This window comes from Kangiella koreensis DSM 16069 (assembly GCF_000024085.1).
Lineage (GTDB): Bacteria > Pseudomonadota > Gammaproteobacteria > Enterobacterales > Kangiellaceae > Kangiella > Kangiella koreensis.
The window spans coordinates 2,643,785-2,661,653 of sequence record NC_013166.1; the positions used below are offsets into that span (position 1 = coordinate 2,643,785).

17 protein-coding genes are annotated in these 17,869 nt (G+C 43.5%); 1 reads left to right on the top strand and 16 read right to left on the bottom strand.

Translation table 11 applies throughout. The features are described from left to right. Positions 1-30: 30 nt before the first annotated feature. Positions 31-702: a DNA mismatch repair endonuclease MutH gene (gene mutH, locus KKOR_RS12300; protein WP_015781464.1), complete on the top strand. Its 672-nt coding sequence runs from the start codon at positions 31-33 to the stop codon at positions 700-702. 8 nt (positions 703-710) lie between these two features. Here mutH and KKOR_RS12305 read toward each other — a convergent pair whose 3' ends face one another. The 16 genes from KKOR_RS12305 to ubiH form a co-directional block, all read right to left on the bottom strand. Further along, entirely contained in the window at positions 711-1,817 is a 1,107-nt protein-coding gene (locus tag KKOR_RS12305) for a tetratricopeptide repeat protein (RefSeq protein ID WP_015781465.1), read from the bottom strand. Between the two features lie 9 nt (positions 1,818-1,826). Continuing rightward, complete coding sequence (locus KKOR_RS12310) at positions 1,827-2,801, bottom strand: tetratricopeptide repeat protein (RefSeq protein ID WP_228638645.1); 975 nt, start codon at positions 2,799-2,801, stop codon at positions 1,827-1,829. A 202-nt stretch (positions 2,802-3,003) separates the two neighbouring features. Continuing rightward, positions 3,004-3,225, bottom strand: coding sequence for a hypothetical protein (locus KKOR_RS12315; RefSeq protein ID WP_015781467.1), 222 nt, complete (start codon positions 3,223-3,225; stop codon positions 3,004-3,006). 76 nt (positions 3,226-3,301) lie between these two features. Further along, positions 3,302-4,102, bottom strand: coding sequence for an SAM-dependent methyltransferase (locus tag KKOR_RS12320; RefSeq protein ID WP_015781468.1), 801 nt, complete (start codon positions 4,100-4,102; stop codon positions 3,302-3,304). A gap of 63 nt (positions 4,103-4,165) precedes the next feature. Then, on the bottom strand, positions 4,166-7,051 hold the full coding sequence (gene gcvP, locus KKOR_RS12325) for an aminomethyl-transferring glycine dehydrogenase (protein ID WP_015781469.1): 2,886 nt from the start codon (positions 7,049-7,051) through the stop codon (positions 4,166-4,168). Between the two features lie 453 nt (positions 7,052-7,504). Beyond that, positions 7,505-7,894, bottom strand: a complete 390-nt coding sequence (gene gcvH / locus KKOR_RS12330) for a glycine cleavage system protein GcvH (protein WP_015781470.1) — start codon at positions 7,892-7,894, stop codon at positions 7,505-7,507. A 139-nt stretch (positions 7,895-8,033) separates the two neighbouring features. Next, positions 8,034-9,122, bottom strand: coding sequence for a glycine cleavage system aminomethyltransferase GcvT (gene gcvT / locus KKOR_RS12335; RefSeq protein WP_015781471.1), 1,089 nt, complete (start codon positions 9,120-9,122; stop codon positions 8,034-8,036). Positions 9,123-9,237: 115 nt separating this feature from the next. After that, complete coding sequence (arsN2, locus tag KKOR_RS12340) at positions 9,238-9,699, bottom strand: arsenic resistance N-acetyltransferase ArsN2 (RefSeq protein WP_015781472.1); 462 nt, start codon at positions 9,697-9,699, stop codon at positions 9,238-9,240. An 89-nt stretch (positions 9,700-9,788) separates the two neighbouring features. Further along, entirely contained in the window at positions 9,789-11,435 is a 1,647-nt protein-coding gene (locus KKOR_RS12345) for an ABC transporter permease (RefSeq protein ID WP_015781473.1), read from the bottom strand. A gap of 20 nt (positions 11,436-11,455) precedes the next feature. Beyond that, positions 11,456-12,535 carry a Fe(3+) ABC transporter substrate-binding protein gene (locus KKOR_RS12350; RefSeq protein ID WP_015781474.1) on the bottom strand — a complete coding sequence of 360 codons (1,080 nt, stop codon included), beginning with the start codon at positions 12,533-12,535 and terminating at the stop codon, positions 11,456-11,458. A gap of 273 nt (positions 12,536-12,808) precedes the next feature. Beyond that, on the bottom strand, positions 12,809-13,105 hold the full coding sequence (locus tag KKOR_RS12355) for an antibiotic biosynthesis monooxygenase family protein (RefSeq protein WP_015781475.1): 297 nt from the start codon (positions 13,103-13,105) through the stop codon (positions 12,809-12,811). Continuing rightward, a complete protein-coding gene (locus KKOR_RS12360) occupies positions 13,105-13,581 on the bottom strand; it encodes a hypothetical protein (protein WP_015781476.1) in 477 nt (158 codons plus the stop codon). Before KKOR_RS12360 ends, KKOR_RS12355 begins: the two co-directional genes overlap by 1 nt. Positions 13,582-13,595: 14 nt before the next feature. Continuing rightward, the gene (locus tag KKOR_RS12365; protein ID WP_015781477.1) at positions 13,596-14,789 is read right to left on the bottom strand and encodes a UbiH/UbiF/VisC/COQ6 family ubiquinone biosynthesis hydroxylase; all 1,194 of its coding nucleotides are present in this window, start codon (positions 14,787-14,789) and stop codon (positions 13,596-13,598) included. Continuing rightward, positions 14,776-15,609, bottom strand: coding sequence for a hypothetical protein (locus tag KKOR_RS12370; protein ID WP_015781478.1), 834 nt, complete (start codon positions 15,607-15,609; stop codon positions 14,776-14,778). The genes KKOR_RS12365 and KKOR_RS12370 overlap by 14 nt, the downstream gene beginning before the upstream one ends. Before the next feature lie 48 nt (positions 15,610-15,657). After that, positions 15,658-16,635: a hypothetical protein gene (locus KKOR_RS12375; protein WP_015781479.1), complete on the bottom strand. Its 978-nt coding sequence runs from the start codon at positions 16,633-16,635 to the stop codon at positions 15,658-15,660. Continuing rightward, positions 16,625-17,863: a 2-octaprenyl-6-methoxyphenyl hydroxylase gene (gene ubiH / locus KKOR_RS12380; protein ID WP_015781480.1), complete on the bottom strand. Its 1,239-nt coding sequence runs from the start codon at positions 17,861-17,863 to the stop codon at positions 16,625-16,627. Before ubiH ends, KKOR_RS12375 begins: the two co-directional genes overlap by 11 nt. Positions 17,864-17,869 lie beyond the last annotated feature (6 nt).

A 17,869-nucleotide genomic window follows, 5' to 3' on the forward strand; every position in this document is an offset into this window, starting at 1 on the left:
GATTTTCGACAATAAAAAATTATATGCCCTATGAATCAGCACACCTATAACACTGCACAAGAGCTTCTAGACAAAGCTCAATCACTCGCGGGACTGACTCTTGGTGAGCTGGCTGAACAACACCAATCTGAGTTACCCCAGCACCTTCTTCGAGAGAAAGGACGTATAGGGCAATTTTTTGAATATCTACTCGGCGCCACCTCAGGTTCGCTAGCGCAACCTGACTTTCTTGAGCTTGGTATAGAACTTAAAACCTTACCAATCGACAGTGCTGGCCGTCCGCTCGAATCAACCTACGTCAGCGTTGTTCCTTTAAAAGATCTACATGGTCTCAACTGGTACAACTCGGTTGTTCGTCACAAATTAATGAAGGTGTTGTGGATTCCGATTTTAGCCGAAAGAACGATTCCAGTTGAACAGCGACAAGTAGCCATGCCTTTCATCTGGCAACCCAATGCACGACAGGAAGGCTTATTAAGAAAAGATTTTGAGGATACGATTGAAACCGTTGCACTGGGTCAAATTGAACAGATTGACGCGCGTTTTGGTGAAGTGATGCAGGTTAGGCCCAAAGCAGCCAACGCTAAAGCGTTAACTGAAGCGATTGGGCCAGAAGGAGAGACGATAAAAACTTTACCAAGAGGGTTTTATTTAAGGCCGTCTTTTACACGGCATATACTAGAGGATTTCTTTAAGCAATAATATTGCGATTATTTTCTCCGGCTCACCATGTAATAAGCCATTTTTCTTTTGTTGGTCATAATATCAATTTCTTTTTCAAGCTCAATATACTGACGATAATAATCGACTGCTTTCTTCAACTCTCCAGTTTCTGAATATACACTCGCCAAAATCTTCGACAACTCCATTAGACGTACCTTATCATTCAATTCTTCAGCTCTTTGATAAGCTAATTCAGCAATTGCCTGAGCATTAATAAAGTCTTTTAATTCGAGATAAGTAGAAGCGAGCCTGATCTCAAATACATTCGTCATTGTTTTATAATCAACAGACTTTACGACAGGATAATGTTCCTTGAGAAGTTCAAGTGCTTTATCACTTTTATTAGCCTGGGCCATTAACTTTGTTTGTAAATCTAAAGCCAAAGTATAATAAATAGGATCATTAGCCTTGCTGCAATGTAGCATGGCTTCTTCGCTATGTATGCGCGCCATATCGACACTTTTTATGCTCAACTCTAAATCTGCCAACTCAAAATAACTACCACAAAGTTGTAACGAATGTTTATTCTGATTGACAACCTTTAGCATTTGTCGCGCATAGACAATGGCTGTATTTGTCATCCCGGATTGCCTGAACAAACTCGTCAAATTCTGTAATGCAGCATACTTATGCCAAGGGTGAGAATCCATAGACTCCAAGCCCTCAATTGCATCAGAAGCATGCTGGTAAGCCTGCTCATAATTTCCAGAAAATAAATAAATATTTGAGACTAACGCATGAGCTCTAGTAATAAGGGTTTCATTTTTGGAGTTATCGATAAGCTCTTCAAGTTTCTTTGTAGATTCATCAAACTTCCCTTCAAGTGCTAATGCATGCCCTTTGAAGAGGTTGAATAATTCTTTTTCTTCTGTATTTAATTTTTCATAGTCTGTCTCAAGAAGCGCTATGTACTTCTTTGCCGACTCAATATCCGATGTTTTATCGACTTCAATTGCTTCTAGAATATTGGAATAAGTCTGTGTCTCGACACTTTCTTTAGCTTGCGAAACATGGTTAATCCCTATCAGCATTACCATGATATAGATTATTGTGCCGATTGTTTTCATTGCTTTTTCAAAATAATATTTGTTCATGTTGCAGCCCTATTCCATACTCTGCATTGCAATAAAATAAGCCATCTTACGCTGCTTCAATTGCAACTGAATTTGTCTTTCTGTGTCGATATACAGTTGATAATACTCTATGGCTTTATCGTTATTCCCAAGATTTGAATATGCGGTTGCGAGTATTCTAGTGGCCTCTTTTTTATGAGGGAAATAATTGTCAGTGGTTTCGGCAGCGAACGCCTTCTCCGCATATTTTACTGCTTCTTCATTTTTCTTTAATTTGAGTAGTATATCTGCAATTTTAATAAGTCCATTAACCTCTCCAATATCCCAATCTATAGCTCGAAACTTATCCTGTATAAGCTCAAGCTCTTTTAAACTATCTTTAGTATTTTTGCCTGTTATGTTTATAGACGCTAACTCTTGCGAAACTAATAAGAAGAAGAGATCTTGGCCAGAGCTTTTACAGTTTTTACTCGCTTCAATAAAATAATCTTTCGCCTTCGCATAACTTTGTAGCTGAACTTCTATATTTCCAGAATTGAAATATGCATAACATAATTCCTTTTCTAGTCCAGCTTTGCTAACTTCCTTCAAATAGCTGTTTGAGTACTCGTAAGCCTTATCCACAAATCCCACTTCTGTATATATGGTTGCAGCATTTGCTAATACTGTTTTTATAGCTCTTGAGTCTGTTAAGTCATTTAACATTAATCTTGCTTTCTCAATATTAACAAAAGCATTCATGAACTCTGAGTTACTTGCAAAAATAACTGCAAGCATCGAATAGGCTTGTGCCTTTACGTCAGGACTTTGATTAGTTTCCAACAAATTATTAAGAAGGGCTGTAGCTTGTTGATAATCTCCTGCCATCAACAGACTATGGCTTTTATATAGGGCAAACCGACTAGATTGCGACTCATTAAACTGTTCTTTTGACAGCTCTAAGTCAGCAATATACTGAGAACCGGCTTTGGGGTCAGACGATAGTAAATGCTGAACTTCATCCAATCTCGCCTCTAAACTCTGAACTGCAAAAGCCCTTGACGCTACTGAAAGTAGCATCAATATAATGCATAGTTTTATTAAGAAAGGTCTCATTCAGTGATTGCCCTAAACTCCATTTCGATATTATTCCCTGACGGAAGCTGTACGCCTAGCTTAGCATACAGCCCGCCTAACTGTACGATTTTCAATCATCCTATTTTAAATTTTACTTTTTTACTAGATGAATAATACCGGTAATTACAAGTTCAGCATCCTGCCCAAGTATTGCTGATATCTGTCTTTTATCTCCAGACATAATTGCCTTTATTTCTTGCTTTTCTAAGCCAATTTTCTGCATAACAGCTGTTGGGTTCTCAATATAGGATTGTTTAAGCTCGGAATCTTCGCTTAGCTGAATTATGAATTCTTCTAGCTTTTTCTTTGACATACAATACTCCCTCTTTTTTAAATATAAGAATAGTAACTTACTGCTTATACAGGATTATTAGATAAGTTCCAACATCTTAACCATGTGCTATATCTTCTGGCTGCAGCCCCATCCTTTCTAACACCTTCGAATTTAGCTCAAGATTTCTGACAGGTGGGATAATCAACGTTGTCTTAGTCGACATCTCAGCAACAGGTAGATCCTTTAGCTGCAAGTACTCAATTCTTGGTTCTTCAATTGGCAATACCGCAGCCTCATAAAGAATAACTTCATGAGACAATGGATACCATTCTTCTAACCTTTCAACAAAAACCTCAACCCACTCTGGCTTAGTTTCAAATTGTGTGGCTGTATGTTCGCCAACAATCCCTATTTGCCACATAACAGCATGGGCTGCATTATTAAGTGATTGATTATAAAATAAAAACTGTGACGCTTCGTACCCTTGTATACCATGCACACCAGGGTCGATACCTATATCAGCGTATAGACATGCCTCAGCTGAAATCCCTGGTTCCATTAGCGCTCGGAAACCTTCTTCTCTGGCTTTATCTATCGTTAAGCGTGGCACACAAGCAAAAACACCAGCATGACCATAAAATGCACCACATACTTTTTTACCTTTTCTGACTTCATCCATCATCGCTTCAATCATCTCTTCGTATGATTGCATGCGATATTTACCTACTCCGTAAAAAGGCTGCAAGCTTTTTACGTTAGGGTTAAGTCTTTCTAACCACCGTTCAGCCAATGTATGAGGCATCAACGCAAAAACCACATCTGCTTTTTGAATGTAGTCCTTGGCTATAACCGATATTTGTCCTCCTAAATTCATGCCTGTACTAACGGCAATAAATTCACCTTTTACTTCGGACATTGAGTAATTTCCTTCTTATTGTTACAAAAAAACCAGCAAACGCTGGCTTTTCTGTCTTACTGATTAGTCCTGATCCTGATAGCTTTCAATGCTTGGGCAGCTACAAATCAGGTTACGATCACCATAGACATCATCGATGCGATTGACCGTTGGCCAAAACTTCGACTCGATAGTTGATGGCGATGGATAAACTGCTTCAGTAATTGAATAAGGCTTATCCCAGTTACGTATATCGGATTGAGTATGCGGGGCATTTTTCAATGGATTATTTTCCGCATCCCATTCACCCGAACGAACTTTCTCGACTTCCTGACGAATACTGACCATGGCATTAATAAATCGATCCAGTTCGTACTTGGATTCACTTTCTGTTGGCTCTATCATGAAAGTGCCCGCTACCGGAAAACTCATGGTCGGTGCATGGAAGCCATAATCCATTAGACGTTTTGCGAAATCCACTTCGCTGATACCGGTTTCAGCTTTAATTTGACGCAAGTCGATAATACACTCGTGCGCGACTTTGTCGTTACGACCCATGTACAGCACTGGGTAGTGTGGAGCCAGTTTGTTTTTCAGATAGTTTGCGTTTAACAATGCCACTTCGGTGGATTTACGCAACCCTTCACGGCCCAGCATTTTAATGTATGCCCATGAAATTGGCAGAATCATACCGCTACCGTATGGTGCTGCTGAAACTGCGCCATCGCGCGCTTCGACACTATGAACTTTACGAACCGCATGGCCGGAAACAAATGGCGCCAAGTGTTTTTTGACACCAATCGGTCCCATACCCGGACCACCACCACCGTGTGGAATGGCAAAAGTTTTATGAAGATTTAAATGCGATACGTCTGAGCCAATTTCACCAGGCTTAGAAATACCGACCTGAGCATTCATGTTAGCGCCATCCATATAAACCTGACCGCCGTTGTCATGAACGATCTGACAGATATGTTTAATCTCTTCCTCAAATACACCGTGAGTCGAAGGATAAGTCACCATCAATGCTGCCAAGTTATCTTTTAACTCAACCGCTTTGGCTTCCAGGTCTTCAACATCCACGTTACCTTTTTCATCACACTTAACGATAACCACTTTCATGCCAGCCATTTGTGCTGATGCAGGGTTGGTACCGTGTGCTGAACTTGGAATCAAGCAGATATTACGGTGTTCTTCACCAATGCTTTCAAAGTATTTTTTTATCGCCAATAAACCAGCGTATTCACCCTGCGCACCTGAGTTAGGTTGCATCGACACAAAGTCATAGCCAGTGATTTCGACTAGATCGGCTTCTAGCTCTTTTATCATGTCGAGATAACCGGTTGTTTGCTCTTCTGGTGCAAAGGGATGGATATTGGCAAATTCAGGCCAGGTCACAGGAATCATTTCACTGGTCGCGTTCAATTTCATGGTGCACGAACCCAATGGGATCATGCCATGCGCCAATGAGAAGTCTTTGTTCTCTAGACGCTTCAAATAACGCAACATATCCGTTTCAGAATAATAGTCATTAAAGGTAGGGTGCGTTAAGAAATCTGAGGTGCGCTCAAGGCTGGCAGGAATACTGCTCTTTGCTTCTGAATCCAGTTCAAGCACATCAGCTTTAGCGCCAGTTAATACTTCAATCAATTCTTCGATGTCTGTCTGATTTTTCGCTTCATCGATTGAGAAACTAACCTTGTCGCCATCATAACGTAAATTGACCAAAGCAGCTTTGGCGCGATCCTGAACGGCATCCATGTCTTTCGCTTTAAAAGTTACCGTATCAAACCAACTATCATTTACCAATTCCAGACCTGCATTTTGCAGAGCTTTGGCAACTATCGTGGTATAACGATGAATACGGTTAGCAATAGTGGTTAAACCTTTCTTGCCATGGTAAACCGCGTAGAAACCAGCAATGTTTGCCAGCAAAACCTGCGCAGTACAAATATTGGAAGTCGCTTTTTCACGGCGAATGTGTTGTTCACGAGTTTGCATCGCCATACGCATGGCCTGATTGCCACGGGTATCCACAGACACACCGATAATGCGGCCCGGCAATGAACGCTTAAAAGCATCACGAGTCGCGAAGAAAGCTGCGTGTGGACCACCAAAGCCCATCGGCACACCAAAACGCTGCGCAGAACCAAATACCACATCAGCGCCCATTTCGCCTGGTGCTTTCAACATCACTAAACTCATGATATCAGCGCCGACACAAGCTATCGCTTTGTTGTCGTGTAATTTGCTGATGATGGGCTCTAAGTCGGTGACTTGTCCATTTACATCGGTATATTGCAATAAAGCACCAAACACATCATGACTGGTCGCTTCAGTTACTGGGCCAACAATCACATCCCAACCATAATGCTCAGCGCGGGTTTGCACCACGTCCAACGTTTGTGGGAATACTTTTTCATCTACGAAGAAGCTGTTGGATTTTTTATTCTTGGAAGAACGTTTCGCTAAAGCCATCGCTTCGGCAGCCGCTGTCGCTTCATCCAGCAATGAGGCGCTGGCCAGCTCCATACCGGTCAAATCCATGGTCATTTGCTGGAAGTTCAAAATAGCTTCCAGACGACCCTGTGCGATTTCAGGTTGATAAGGCGTATAGGCAGTGTACCAGCCTGGATTTTCAAGCACGTTACGCAAAATAACGGTTGGCGTAATGGTGTCATAATAACCCATACCAATGTAGGATTTTGCAATCACATTTTTATCAGCTAACGACTTTAGGTATTTCAAAGTCTCCGCTTCAGAACGTGATTCTTCAACCGCCAGCGGCGCATTAATTTGAATTTTATGTGGGACAGCCTTATCCACCAAATCATCCAGCGAGCTTAGCTTAAGCTCTTCCAACATCTCCTGGATTTCGTCCTCACGAGGGCCTAAATGACGACGTACAAAGTCATCAGACTGTTGCAATTGTTGCAAAGGTGCCCCTTTCAAACTCAATGTGTCAGCCATAGCTTTCAATTACCTACTTTGGTTAAACGGCCAAAATCGGCCATTAATTAAAACAGAAAAAGCCCCGATATTGATTCGAGGCCCTTAAATCTTACACTTATCGTAATTTCTTAAACTTGGAAATTCTTTCCCAGCTTCACGCGGCATAAAAACTTTAGAAAAATGTTCTTAGCCTGAGCAACTACGCAACCCTAAAACTATTCAAGTTTCTAGCGCAAGACAAACGTGCTTATTTGGAAGCGTAGTTTACTTGGGTAAACGAGTCCCAGAATCAATCGCCAAACAGTCACCGCGCAAAAAACTTTAGAAAAATTTTCTTAGGCTAGGCAGCCGTGCCACCCTTAAGTCATTTAAGTTTCTGATGCTAGGCAAATGTATTAATTATGAGGCGTTGTTTACTTAGGTAAACGAGCTGAGTAATTAACACATTTAACAACGCAGCAGGAAGTTAAATTAGTCTTCAGCGATCTCGTCAGCATACTCATCTGCCGACAACAAGCCATCCAAATCGCCCGCATCAACCAACTTCATCTTGAACATCCAGCCATCACCATATGGATCGCTATTAATATGTTCAGGTGAATCTTCGAGCTCTTCATTCACTTCTAGAATAGTTCCTGCTAGTGGTGCATAAATGTCAGAAGCTGCTTTGACAGATTCAACGACTGCAATTTCGTCACCTACATCTACTTCGCTGTCGACATCTGGCGCGTCAACGAATACTACGTCACCCAATAATTCTTGTGCATGATCTGTGATACCTACGGTAACTACCCCATCACCTTCGTCACGAATCCACTCATGGCTAGATACATATTTTAATTCTGCTGGAATCTGGCTCATTTAAACATTCCTCAATGATTAGCCTGTTTATCGGCTTGATGTTAATTGACGGTCAATTGTCGCTCAAAAAGTAAGCGTATTGTATATGAAACTTTTCGTCTGCCCAAGCAGAAACCACTGCCTGGGCCTACTGATTCGACTATATCAGTGACTTGCCTTGACGGACGAAACTAGGCTTTACCACCTTGGCTGCCAGTTGTTTTTTACGCACCTGAACCAAGACCTTTTCTTCGTTTAAATCACGATTGACACGCGCCATGGCGATACTCTTGCTGGTGGTTGGTGACATGGTACCTGAGGTGACCACACCGACAATTTCGTCATTAACGACCACTTCCTGGCCTTCACGCATGATGCCTTTATCTTCAAGCACAAGACCGATGAGCTTGCGTGGCGCGCCTTGTTCTTTCTGTTCAGCCAAAGCTTTACGACCGACGAAATCTCGATCTTCTGGTTGCCAGGCGATGGTCCAGCCCATATTGGCCTCAAGTGGCGATACGCTTTCATCCATATCATGGCCATATAAATTCATACCGGCTTCCAAACGCAAGGTATCTCGCGCTGCTAACCCACATGGCTTAACGCCCGCCTCAATCAATTGATTCCAGAATTCGATGCCTTTCGAGTCAGGTACGATAATTTCGTAGCCATCTTCACCGGTATAACCAGTGCGTGCTACAAACAGGTCACCAGCTTGCGCTGCGACAAAGGGCTTAAGGTCTGCTACCACAGCTTTCTGCTGGTCGCTCATGATGCTTTGCGCCTTTTCAACCGCATTAGGGCCTTGCACCGCAATCATAGCCACATCAACGCGCTCTTCAATGGCCACGTCAAATTGCTGAGCCACATTTTCCATCCAGGCCAGATCTTTATCGCGAGTAGAAGCATTGACCACCGTACGGTAATGCGTATCGGTCAAATAATAAACGATAAGATCGTCGATAACGCCGCCTTCTTCGTTCAACATGCCGCTATAAAGTGCCTTGCCCGGCTCTTTTAGCTTATCCACATCATTGGCAAGCAAATAACGCATGTAGGCCTTGGCTTCACCGCCCGTAACTTCAACAACTGTCATGTGTGACACATCAAACATACCCGCATCTTGGCGGACTGCATGATGTTCATCAATTTGAGAGCCATAGTTGAGAGGCATATCCCAGCCACCGAAATCAACGATTCGCGCATTGGCATCGACATGAGCTTGATAGAGAGGGGTTTTGTTGGCCATTAAGGTGGTGTCCAGTGGTTCATTTAATGGCCAGCGATTATACAGGGGAAAAGGGCTTAAAAGAACCCTGTGACGCTAGAATTAGCGCTCTAAATAACCTTTAATTATGGTTTACTTATTGACCAATAGATTGTCCCAATAGCTTAGACATAAAAGTTGCCGAGGAGGGACATATTCCAGCAAACTGCTTCGATTGTGCGATTGCCTCTGGAGCCATGGCTCTGTCCGCTACCTGGTAGCCCAATTTGCTAAAAAAGGGAACTGCTGTGGTGGTTAATAAATACAGCTCTTTGATGCCCTGTATGTGCGCTGCTTCTTCAGCATGTTTCAACAGCAGCACGCCCAAGCCTTGTCCACGCTCACTGTCCGCTACTGCCAGCGATCGCACCAAAGCATGGTCACCATGTAGCTCTATGCCGACGACTCCAATGATCTGGTCATCCTGCTCCAAAGTGAATAGCTGAACAAACTTTTGATAATCTACGTCTTGCAAATCTTCAACTGACAGTTGAGTCGCTTGTAATAGAGTTTCTACTGCAAGGTTATAGGTCACAGGGCCTGAAGATAATTTATACATGGTGCCGTCACTTGGAGGAATAGATAGTGCTATGGCTATTTTACGCTTGTCTTTTAGCTTTAGAAACGGATTTCGTTCAGTGAAATCTGTTAAGACTCACTTTTCTTGATCAGATAAATCACAGGCAAAATTCCGACGGCCACTAACAGAACCGCGGGCAAGGCTGCTACCTCCCACTCACCCTCTGATGTCAGCTCATAGATTCGAACTGCCAGCGTGTCCCAACCAAAAGGGCGCAGCATCAGTGTCGCTGGCAACTCTTTCATTACTTCGACGAATATGAGTAATAATGCGGTAAATACACCAGGGCGCAACAGAGGAATATAGACCCGCCAGAAGCGCTCCTTCTGGTTAGCACCAAGGCTGGCAGCTGCTTCAACCACGCTGGGTTTAATCTGTGACATGGAACTGGCCACCGGGCCATAACCTATTCTCAAGAAACGGATGACGTAGGCCAGGATTAGGGCAAACAGGCCGCTGGCCAGCCATTGACCCTTAATGCCGAATAGCCCCGCAATACCACCATCAATCCAGTTAAGTGCCATCATGATGCCTACCGCCAATACCGTTCCCGGTAATGCATAACCCAATTGTGAAAACTCGATCGCCAAATTACGACTGGTTGACTCCCGATTGCGTTTCGCCCACACCATAATTCCAGCTACCACCAGGGTAATCAGAGCCGCAACGACCGCTAGAATCATGGTATGACTTAATAATTCAAGCGTGCCATCGGTATGTCGCTCATAGGTTTTAATTGCCCAAACCAGCAGTTGGATCACTGGCAAAACAAAACCCAACGCAAAAACGGTCCAGGCAAAGATTTGTACCAGCCACCCCCACCAGCCGGTTAGTGGTTGGCGATATTCTTTCAGCGCGATGCCAGTCTGATCGTAGCGACTCTGGCCACGTCCCCACTTCTCCACTAACACCGATAAAGCCACAAATAACAATAAGATACAGGCCAATTGTGCGGCGGTTCCAGCACTAAAGAAGCCATACCAGGACTTATAAATTGCCGTGGTAAAGGTATCGAAGTTGAAAATCGCTACCGCGCCAAAGTCGGCCAGGGTTTCCATCAATACCAGCCCCAGACCTGCGATCCAGGCTGGACGCGTAAGCGGAATCACCAAACGCCAGAAGGCCTTGGCGCGACTGTAGCCCAGAGTTCTGGCGCTTTCATAACTAGTGCGGCCTTTGCGCTGCAAGGCACTGCGCATCAACAAGTAGACATAAGGATAAAGCGACAGGGTAAAAATTAAAGCCACACCAAAAACGTTTCGCGTATCCGGTAACCAGGCCACTCCTAAGCCTACTGCTTCAAGCATGTGCTGTAGCGGCCCCTCATAATCGGTAAAACCAAGCAGCGTGAATGCCAGAATATAGGGCGGGATCGCCAGCGGCAGCATCAGGCCCCATTGCAGGATCGAGCGACCTGGAAAGTCGTGCATCACAATCAGCCAGGCCAGCGATACTCCAATCAGGAAACTACCAACCCCCACCAACAACACCAGCCAGAAGGTATTGCTCAGGAGTTGAGGTATTTGGGTATTCCACAGATGTTGCCACAGCTCTGGCTCAAGGTTGAACCATGAAAATAGCAGAGGCAGCAACGGCAAGAGACAAATCAACAGAATGGCCCATAGAAGGAAACCATCCACTTTCTTTAAAACGCCAAAACGCCAGCGTTTAGTGCTGGCGTTCTGAGAGGTCTGTCGATCAGTATTATCAGTCAATATGATTCGCTTATTTTAAATTATCGATAACCTGCGCGATCCATTAACTTAACAGCAGCAGGCTGTAATTCTCCAGCTTTGGATAAGTTGGTGCTATCAGCTTTAAACTCGCCCCAGGCTGCAACTTCTTCGGTTGGCTTGACGTTTTTATTTGCTGGGTATTCCATATTTAAACCGGCAAACATCTGTTGCGCTTCTTCACTCGCCAACCATTCGATCAATTTTAGCGCATTTTCTTTGTTATCAGAATGCTTTGTGATCCCAGCTCCTGAAACATTGACGTGCACGCCGTATCCTTCTTCCGCTTGACCAGGCCAGAACAACGCCAAGGGCAAGTCAGGCGACTCTTTCTGTAAACGACCAAAGTAGTAAGTATTTACTATTCCCACATCACATACACCTGCAGTGATGGCATTCATAACCTTGGTGTCATTCGAAAAAGGATCGGTTGCCAGATTAGCGACCCAGCTTTCCACGATCTGTTGAGTCTTTTCTTCGCCATAACGAGCTATTAGCATCGCTACCAACGACTGGTTATAGACTTTTTTCGAAGTGCGCAAACACAGGCGACCGTTCCATTGTTCTTCTCCCAATGCTTCATAGGTGGTTAATTCTTCCGGTTTAACGCGCTCAGTACTATAAACAACAGTCCTTGCACGAACAGTCAAACCGAACCAATGATTCTCGGGATCCTGTAAACTATCAGGAATAGCAGCTTCTAAAGCTTGTGATTCAATGGGTTGTAGCACATCTTCCTGTGTTGCTAACCAAAGATTGCCTGCATCGACCGTAATTAAAACATCAGCTGGGGTGCGCTCACCTTCAGCTTTCAAGCGACTGATGAGAGCTGCTTCGCTATCAGTTATGTAATTGATTTCAATCCCGGTTTCGGCAGTGAACTGCTCAAAGAAAGGCTTGACCAAGTGCTCCTTGCGCGAGGTATAGACCACAATTTCTTTGTTGTTGTCGTTAGATTGTGTTGCCGCTTGCGTCTCTTGAGATTGAGCTTTGGATTCATTTGATTGTGCAGACTCATCAGAACAAGCGCTTAATACCAATAATGCAGTTGCTGACAAGCCAGTGAGCCATGTTTTCATCATAGTTATAACACCAGTAGTTCATATGAGATAAGTGCGTAAATGATAATTATTATCATTAAATATTACAAGGGGAGGATGCTATTATTTCTGTTTTATTAAGAGAGGGGATGATGTAGATCAAGGTTTTATGGTCACATTTTGCCTTTGTGTTTCGCTTCTCAGCGAGTTACTTTTCACACAATGAACATCAGAACAAGACGGTTGCTTTGTAATGATACCCCTAGGGCAGGATCTGCGTCACGACACATCCTACGTTGGCATCCAAATCGTTAGTTAATACGAGCCACTCTTATACGACCTTTTTATTTCTACAACTTCGACTGAGTAGGATTCATACCAGCGTTGTTTGCCTAGTTGCTGTGCCGCTAGATGTTCGGGATGCTGTTTCCAGGCTTTGATATGTTCTTCTGATGGCCAGTAGGATAGTGCTATTTCCAGATCACCTTCGGTGACTGCATTAAATTCCAGACAGCCAAATTCAGTTAAGGCCAATTCACGCATGCGGTTCGCCGTCTGAGAGTACTGATCATCAAACTGACGAACTTTGGCTTTAAAAATGACAACATACATCAGATGCTATCACTCTCAACTTTCTGATAGGTATATATATCGCCAGAAGAGAGACTTTGGTATACCAGTTCCTGCTTTGATGCTTTTACAATTTTGTAAGCGTCATAATTATTAGCATTAGTCGGGTCAGAGTTGACCGGCTTGTTATCTTCGAGACTACCCTGGAATATTGTAAAATATATTCCACCTGAAACTCCCCACAGACCAAACTCTTCCTGCTTAAAGACAAGATCACCTTTTTCGGAATAAAGCTCAAAGATGATAGTGTAATTGCCGTCAGCAGCTCGCTTAGTGATGGCTTTCCTAGTATGACCGTTTTCAGTCTCCTGAACCGACATCCACTCGCCAATAAACATTTCTCTCTGCGATTCCTTTACCTTAGAAATGGGAACCTTTGCATCTCTTATTGGGCTTAGCTCTGCTGCAAAGAGTCCCTGAGAAATAAGTAACATAATGAATGGTAAGATCAACTTCATAAAACACTCCTTTTTTATAATCCCATCGCATGTTTAATCAGATGTTGCTTTAGCAATGGATGCTGATTGGTTAGTGCCAAACCATAGCTTCGGGTCATTTGTATTAACGGCATTTCCTGTTCAAAGAGTAATTTAAATCCTTGCATGGCTTTTTGCATCATAAATATATCGCCTTTGCGCGCTCGCTCGTAAGGTCGCAGGTTTCTTTTCAGGCCTATGTCCTGTTGTTTGCCATGGCTTCTCTCAATAGTTTCTGCAAGCTCTATTACATCACTCAAACCAAGGTTAACGCCCTGGCCTGCTAACGGATGAATGGTGTGGGCAGCATCACCAACCAGTGCTATACGATCTTGCACCAGTGACTCTGCTGTACGCTCAATTAACGGAAAGGCGACTCTCTGGCTGGTTTCCAGACATTGACCAAGCGTGAACTCAAAGGTCTGCTCCAGTCGCTGCAAGAATTCTTTATCTTTTAACGCCATTAATTGATCGACATAGTTGCTTTTGACTGACCAAACGATCGAGCAGTGATGTTTATCGGTTAATGGCAAAAAGGCTAATGGGCCATTATGGTCAAAGCGCTGCCAGGCTGTGTATTGATGTGGATCTTCAGTTTTTATTGTGGCGACAATCGCCTTATGGCCATAAGGTTTATTCTTGATGTCGATACCACTGTTTTTCCTGAGCCATGACATGGCACCATCGGCAGCAACCAGCAGCTTGGCTGAAATAGTTTTACTATCGGCAAGTTCAATATTCGCCTGCTCCGCCTGATACGTAACCCTGTTGCATTTTTGCGGAGATATAAAGTCAATATTTCGATAGGGTTTTATTGCCTGAAACAGGCTACGACGCAGCACACGATTCTCGATAATATGCCCAAGGTTAGGTTCAGCTAATAGATTAGCATCAAATTCAATCTTGCCTCGACTGGCTTCACCATCCCACACCGACATCTTTTGATAAGCTGTTTTTTCATTCTGATCAATAAAATCCCAGGCACCAGTTTCGTCCAATAATTTCTGGCTGGCTCGGGTAATGGCACTAACACGGAGATCAAATTCTTTGCTGTCCCAGCTCATTACCACAGGTTTTGGATCTATGATGGCTATTTTAAGTTGCGATTGTGCCAGTCGGGCAGCAAGCGCCAGACCGACCATGCCACCACCAACAATAATCAGGTCATAATCAGGGTTACTGTGTTGCATACTGACTCTCGTTCAAACAGCCGTTAATGATGTTCTCATCGAATTTTTTTTGCTCAAGAAGACGCCATAACTCAGGCATCTTTTGCTCGACATTAGCGGATAATGTTTCTTTGTATTGCTTACGATTCTGACGATCCGACTTAAGTTTTTTCCGAATATCTCTAGCAGCATTTTCGATCATAGCATCAGTTATATCATTGCGTTGATAGCCTGGTTTTATAACCTCAGCAAATCGCTGCGCAAAAATATCATCAAAATCCTTAGTAATGTCGATCCAGCCCAGTAGCACGAGTCTCAACTCGAGTTGTCGTTCAGATTGTGCACTCTGATCTTTCGCCATTTGCTTGGCTACCTTTGCACCATAACTACTTATCATGCAACTGGTCATGGCACTTAAGCCATCTACCACTGCCATATAACAAAAGTGTTCGGCGCTGTTTAGGTTTCCAGAACTAAAGTAATAGTAACGCTGTGCAAGCTCTAAATTGGCTGCTTTATCACCATCCTGCGCTAAACGCATTAAGGTTTCTGTTGAGTATTTGTCATAATCCGTTTTTTGGTAAAACTTTGACTCTTTGACTGGATAGCCTCTTCCTACTTTCCACTGATAACGCTCAGAGTCAAAAGTATCAGAGACCCACTGATCGTGATACAAAACCCAGTCTTGATAACGATTTACTTCATTGCACAATTCAGCAGTAACCTGCTCTGAATAATTTTCAGCAGGACGAACATGCTTTGCACAAGCGGAAACGGACATAACACAAAGTATCAGTCCGCTTATCATCATACAAAAATGTACTTTGGTACATGTATTCATATTAACTCTTTCGCCATAAAGCACTGAGCATTATCCAAATGGAGACCCTCAAAGTAAATCGGTCTCAAAACATTGTTCAATGTCACCATCATTAACACCATTTTGCACTGCATAGACAATAATTTTCGGTGCAGGTGTTTCTAAGAATGGTCCTAAGCCCAAGTTAACTCTTTTCCTGACTAAGTCCTGATAGAGCTGTTTGGTTCTAAGCTCAATTTCTTCGTCTGTGACTTCAACACCTTCTATTTCCGACAATGAGCCCTCAAACATGATTTCGCCAAGCGGATCATGTCTTAACTCATACATTCGTTTCCAGGCCTGGGATTCAACTTGCAATTCTTCAATCCTTTTTATGTTTGGTTCTTCCTGATTTTCATGATGGGTGAGCAAATTATTTACGTAAGTAATTACACATCCATGCATTGCTGAATAACCATCAACAATTGCTCGTTCACAGTAAGGTTGCGCTTCTTCTAGAGATGCTTCATCACCTTTCAGGAACAAGCGATAGGCCATTTTAACGTTAGCAATGGTATCGCCCGCATCCGCCATTTGTCGCAAATCTTCGGTTTCGTAATAATCATAATCCGAGGTTTTCTTAATCTCCATGCGGCTACCATTGTATTCCATTTCAAAATAACCCCGCCTATCACCCCAGTTTCTAATTTCATCAATTAATTTTTGCGAAGTATAACCCGTTGAGGTTTTCTGCCAATCATCATATGTCTCCACTAGCTCACAAAGTTTTGGGTCAAGACCCTCCTCATCCCGCTCCTCATCTTGGACGTCATGTCTCATTTCATTGCTACTATCTATGGTTGGCGAAACTTCTGGTGGCACATATTCAGTCTCTTTTATCTCTTCTTCCGGTTTGCTTCTTTGCTTTTCTGCATTCTCGATAATGAGCTCGTCGTTGCCGCTTTCCTGACCTCTACTTTCATCGCTCGTGGTAAAGCTCTGCCAAGCAACTGCAGCCAACACTACAACCAATACAAACATCAGCAGGATAATGATTTTATTCTTCATGACTCGCCATTCGACTGTTGTTAAATCCAAAACCCATGGCCTGACTGGCAAATACGCCCTTAGCCACAGGGGCAACATCCATCGTTTTTAATAACATGTTTCTGGAAACTGACAACGGCAACCAGGGATTACTGAACAGACGTGCCAAAGATTCCGTTACCCATAAGGTCTGTTCTCGATCTGCCTGGCGACTTTCCTGATATTGCCTTAATACCTGATAGTCGCCCAATTGCTGTGCCAATGGTTGACCACTGTCTTCAGCAACTTCTTTTACAGACGTCAATATCTCAGTTAATGCCGCTACATCACGCAGCCCCAGGTTAAAACCTTGGCCAGCGATGGGATGCAAAGACTGGGCTGCGTTACCTATTAAAACGCAACGCCCGCGAAAAAGGCTTTCAGCTTTCAGTTGAATCAGTGGAAATGATTTTCTTGAGCCTACTTTAGTAATCTTGCCAAGACGAGCACCGAACGCTTCTTCTAATTGCTTGGAAAATTTAGCTTCATCCAGTTCCACTAACAACTGAGCTTCCTTTGTAGGCTTCGACCAGACCAAGCCCATACGATTTTTGGTTAAGGGTAGCAATGCCAAAGGTCCATCTTGAGTAAAACGCTCATAAGCACAGTGTTGATGGGGCAGTTGAGTTGTCAGGTTACACACTACAGCCGACTTTCTAAAATCATTTACTTGGGCGTCAATGTGTAATTGTTGACGTAATGGCGAACGCGCCCCATCGGCCAACACTACCAAGCCTGCTTTGACTTCTTGTGTAGCGTTACTCAATTCAATGCGAAGTGTAGCGTACTGCTCTGCTTGCTCAATATCGACAACCTTAGCCGGAGCATAGTAGTCAATTAAAGACTGCTTACTAATGGCCTGATTAAGCGCCTGACCCAATTGCCAGTTCTCTATCACCGCACCCAAGGCGGGCACGCCACACTCACTTGCATCAATTCGAGCAAAACCACAATGTCCCTGATCCGACACATGAATGTTTTTGATCGGCGCCGCTACCGAATAGAGATCTTTTTCCAACCCCAGCCTCTTTAAAATGTTCAACGATGCTGCTGATAGGGCTACGGTTCGATCATCAAACCCCGGTTGTGCATTTGATTCTGGTGCGAAGGCTTCAAATACTGCGTTTTCGATACCGATATTAGCCAACGACAAAGCCAGACTGGCTCCAGCCATACCACCACCAATAATCACCACCGGATACTGTTTCATCTGCTT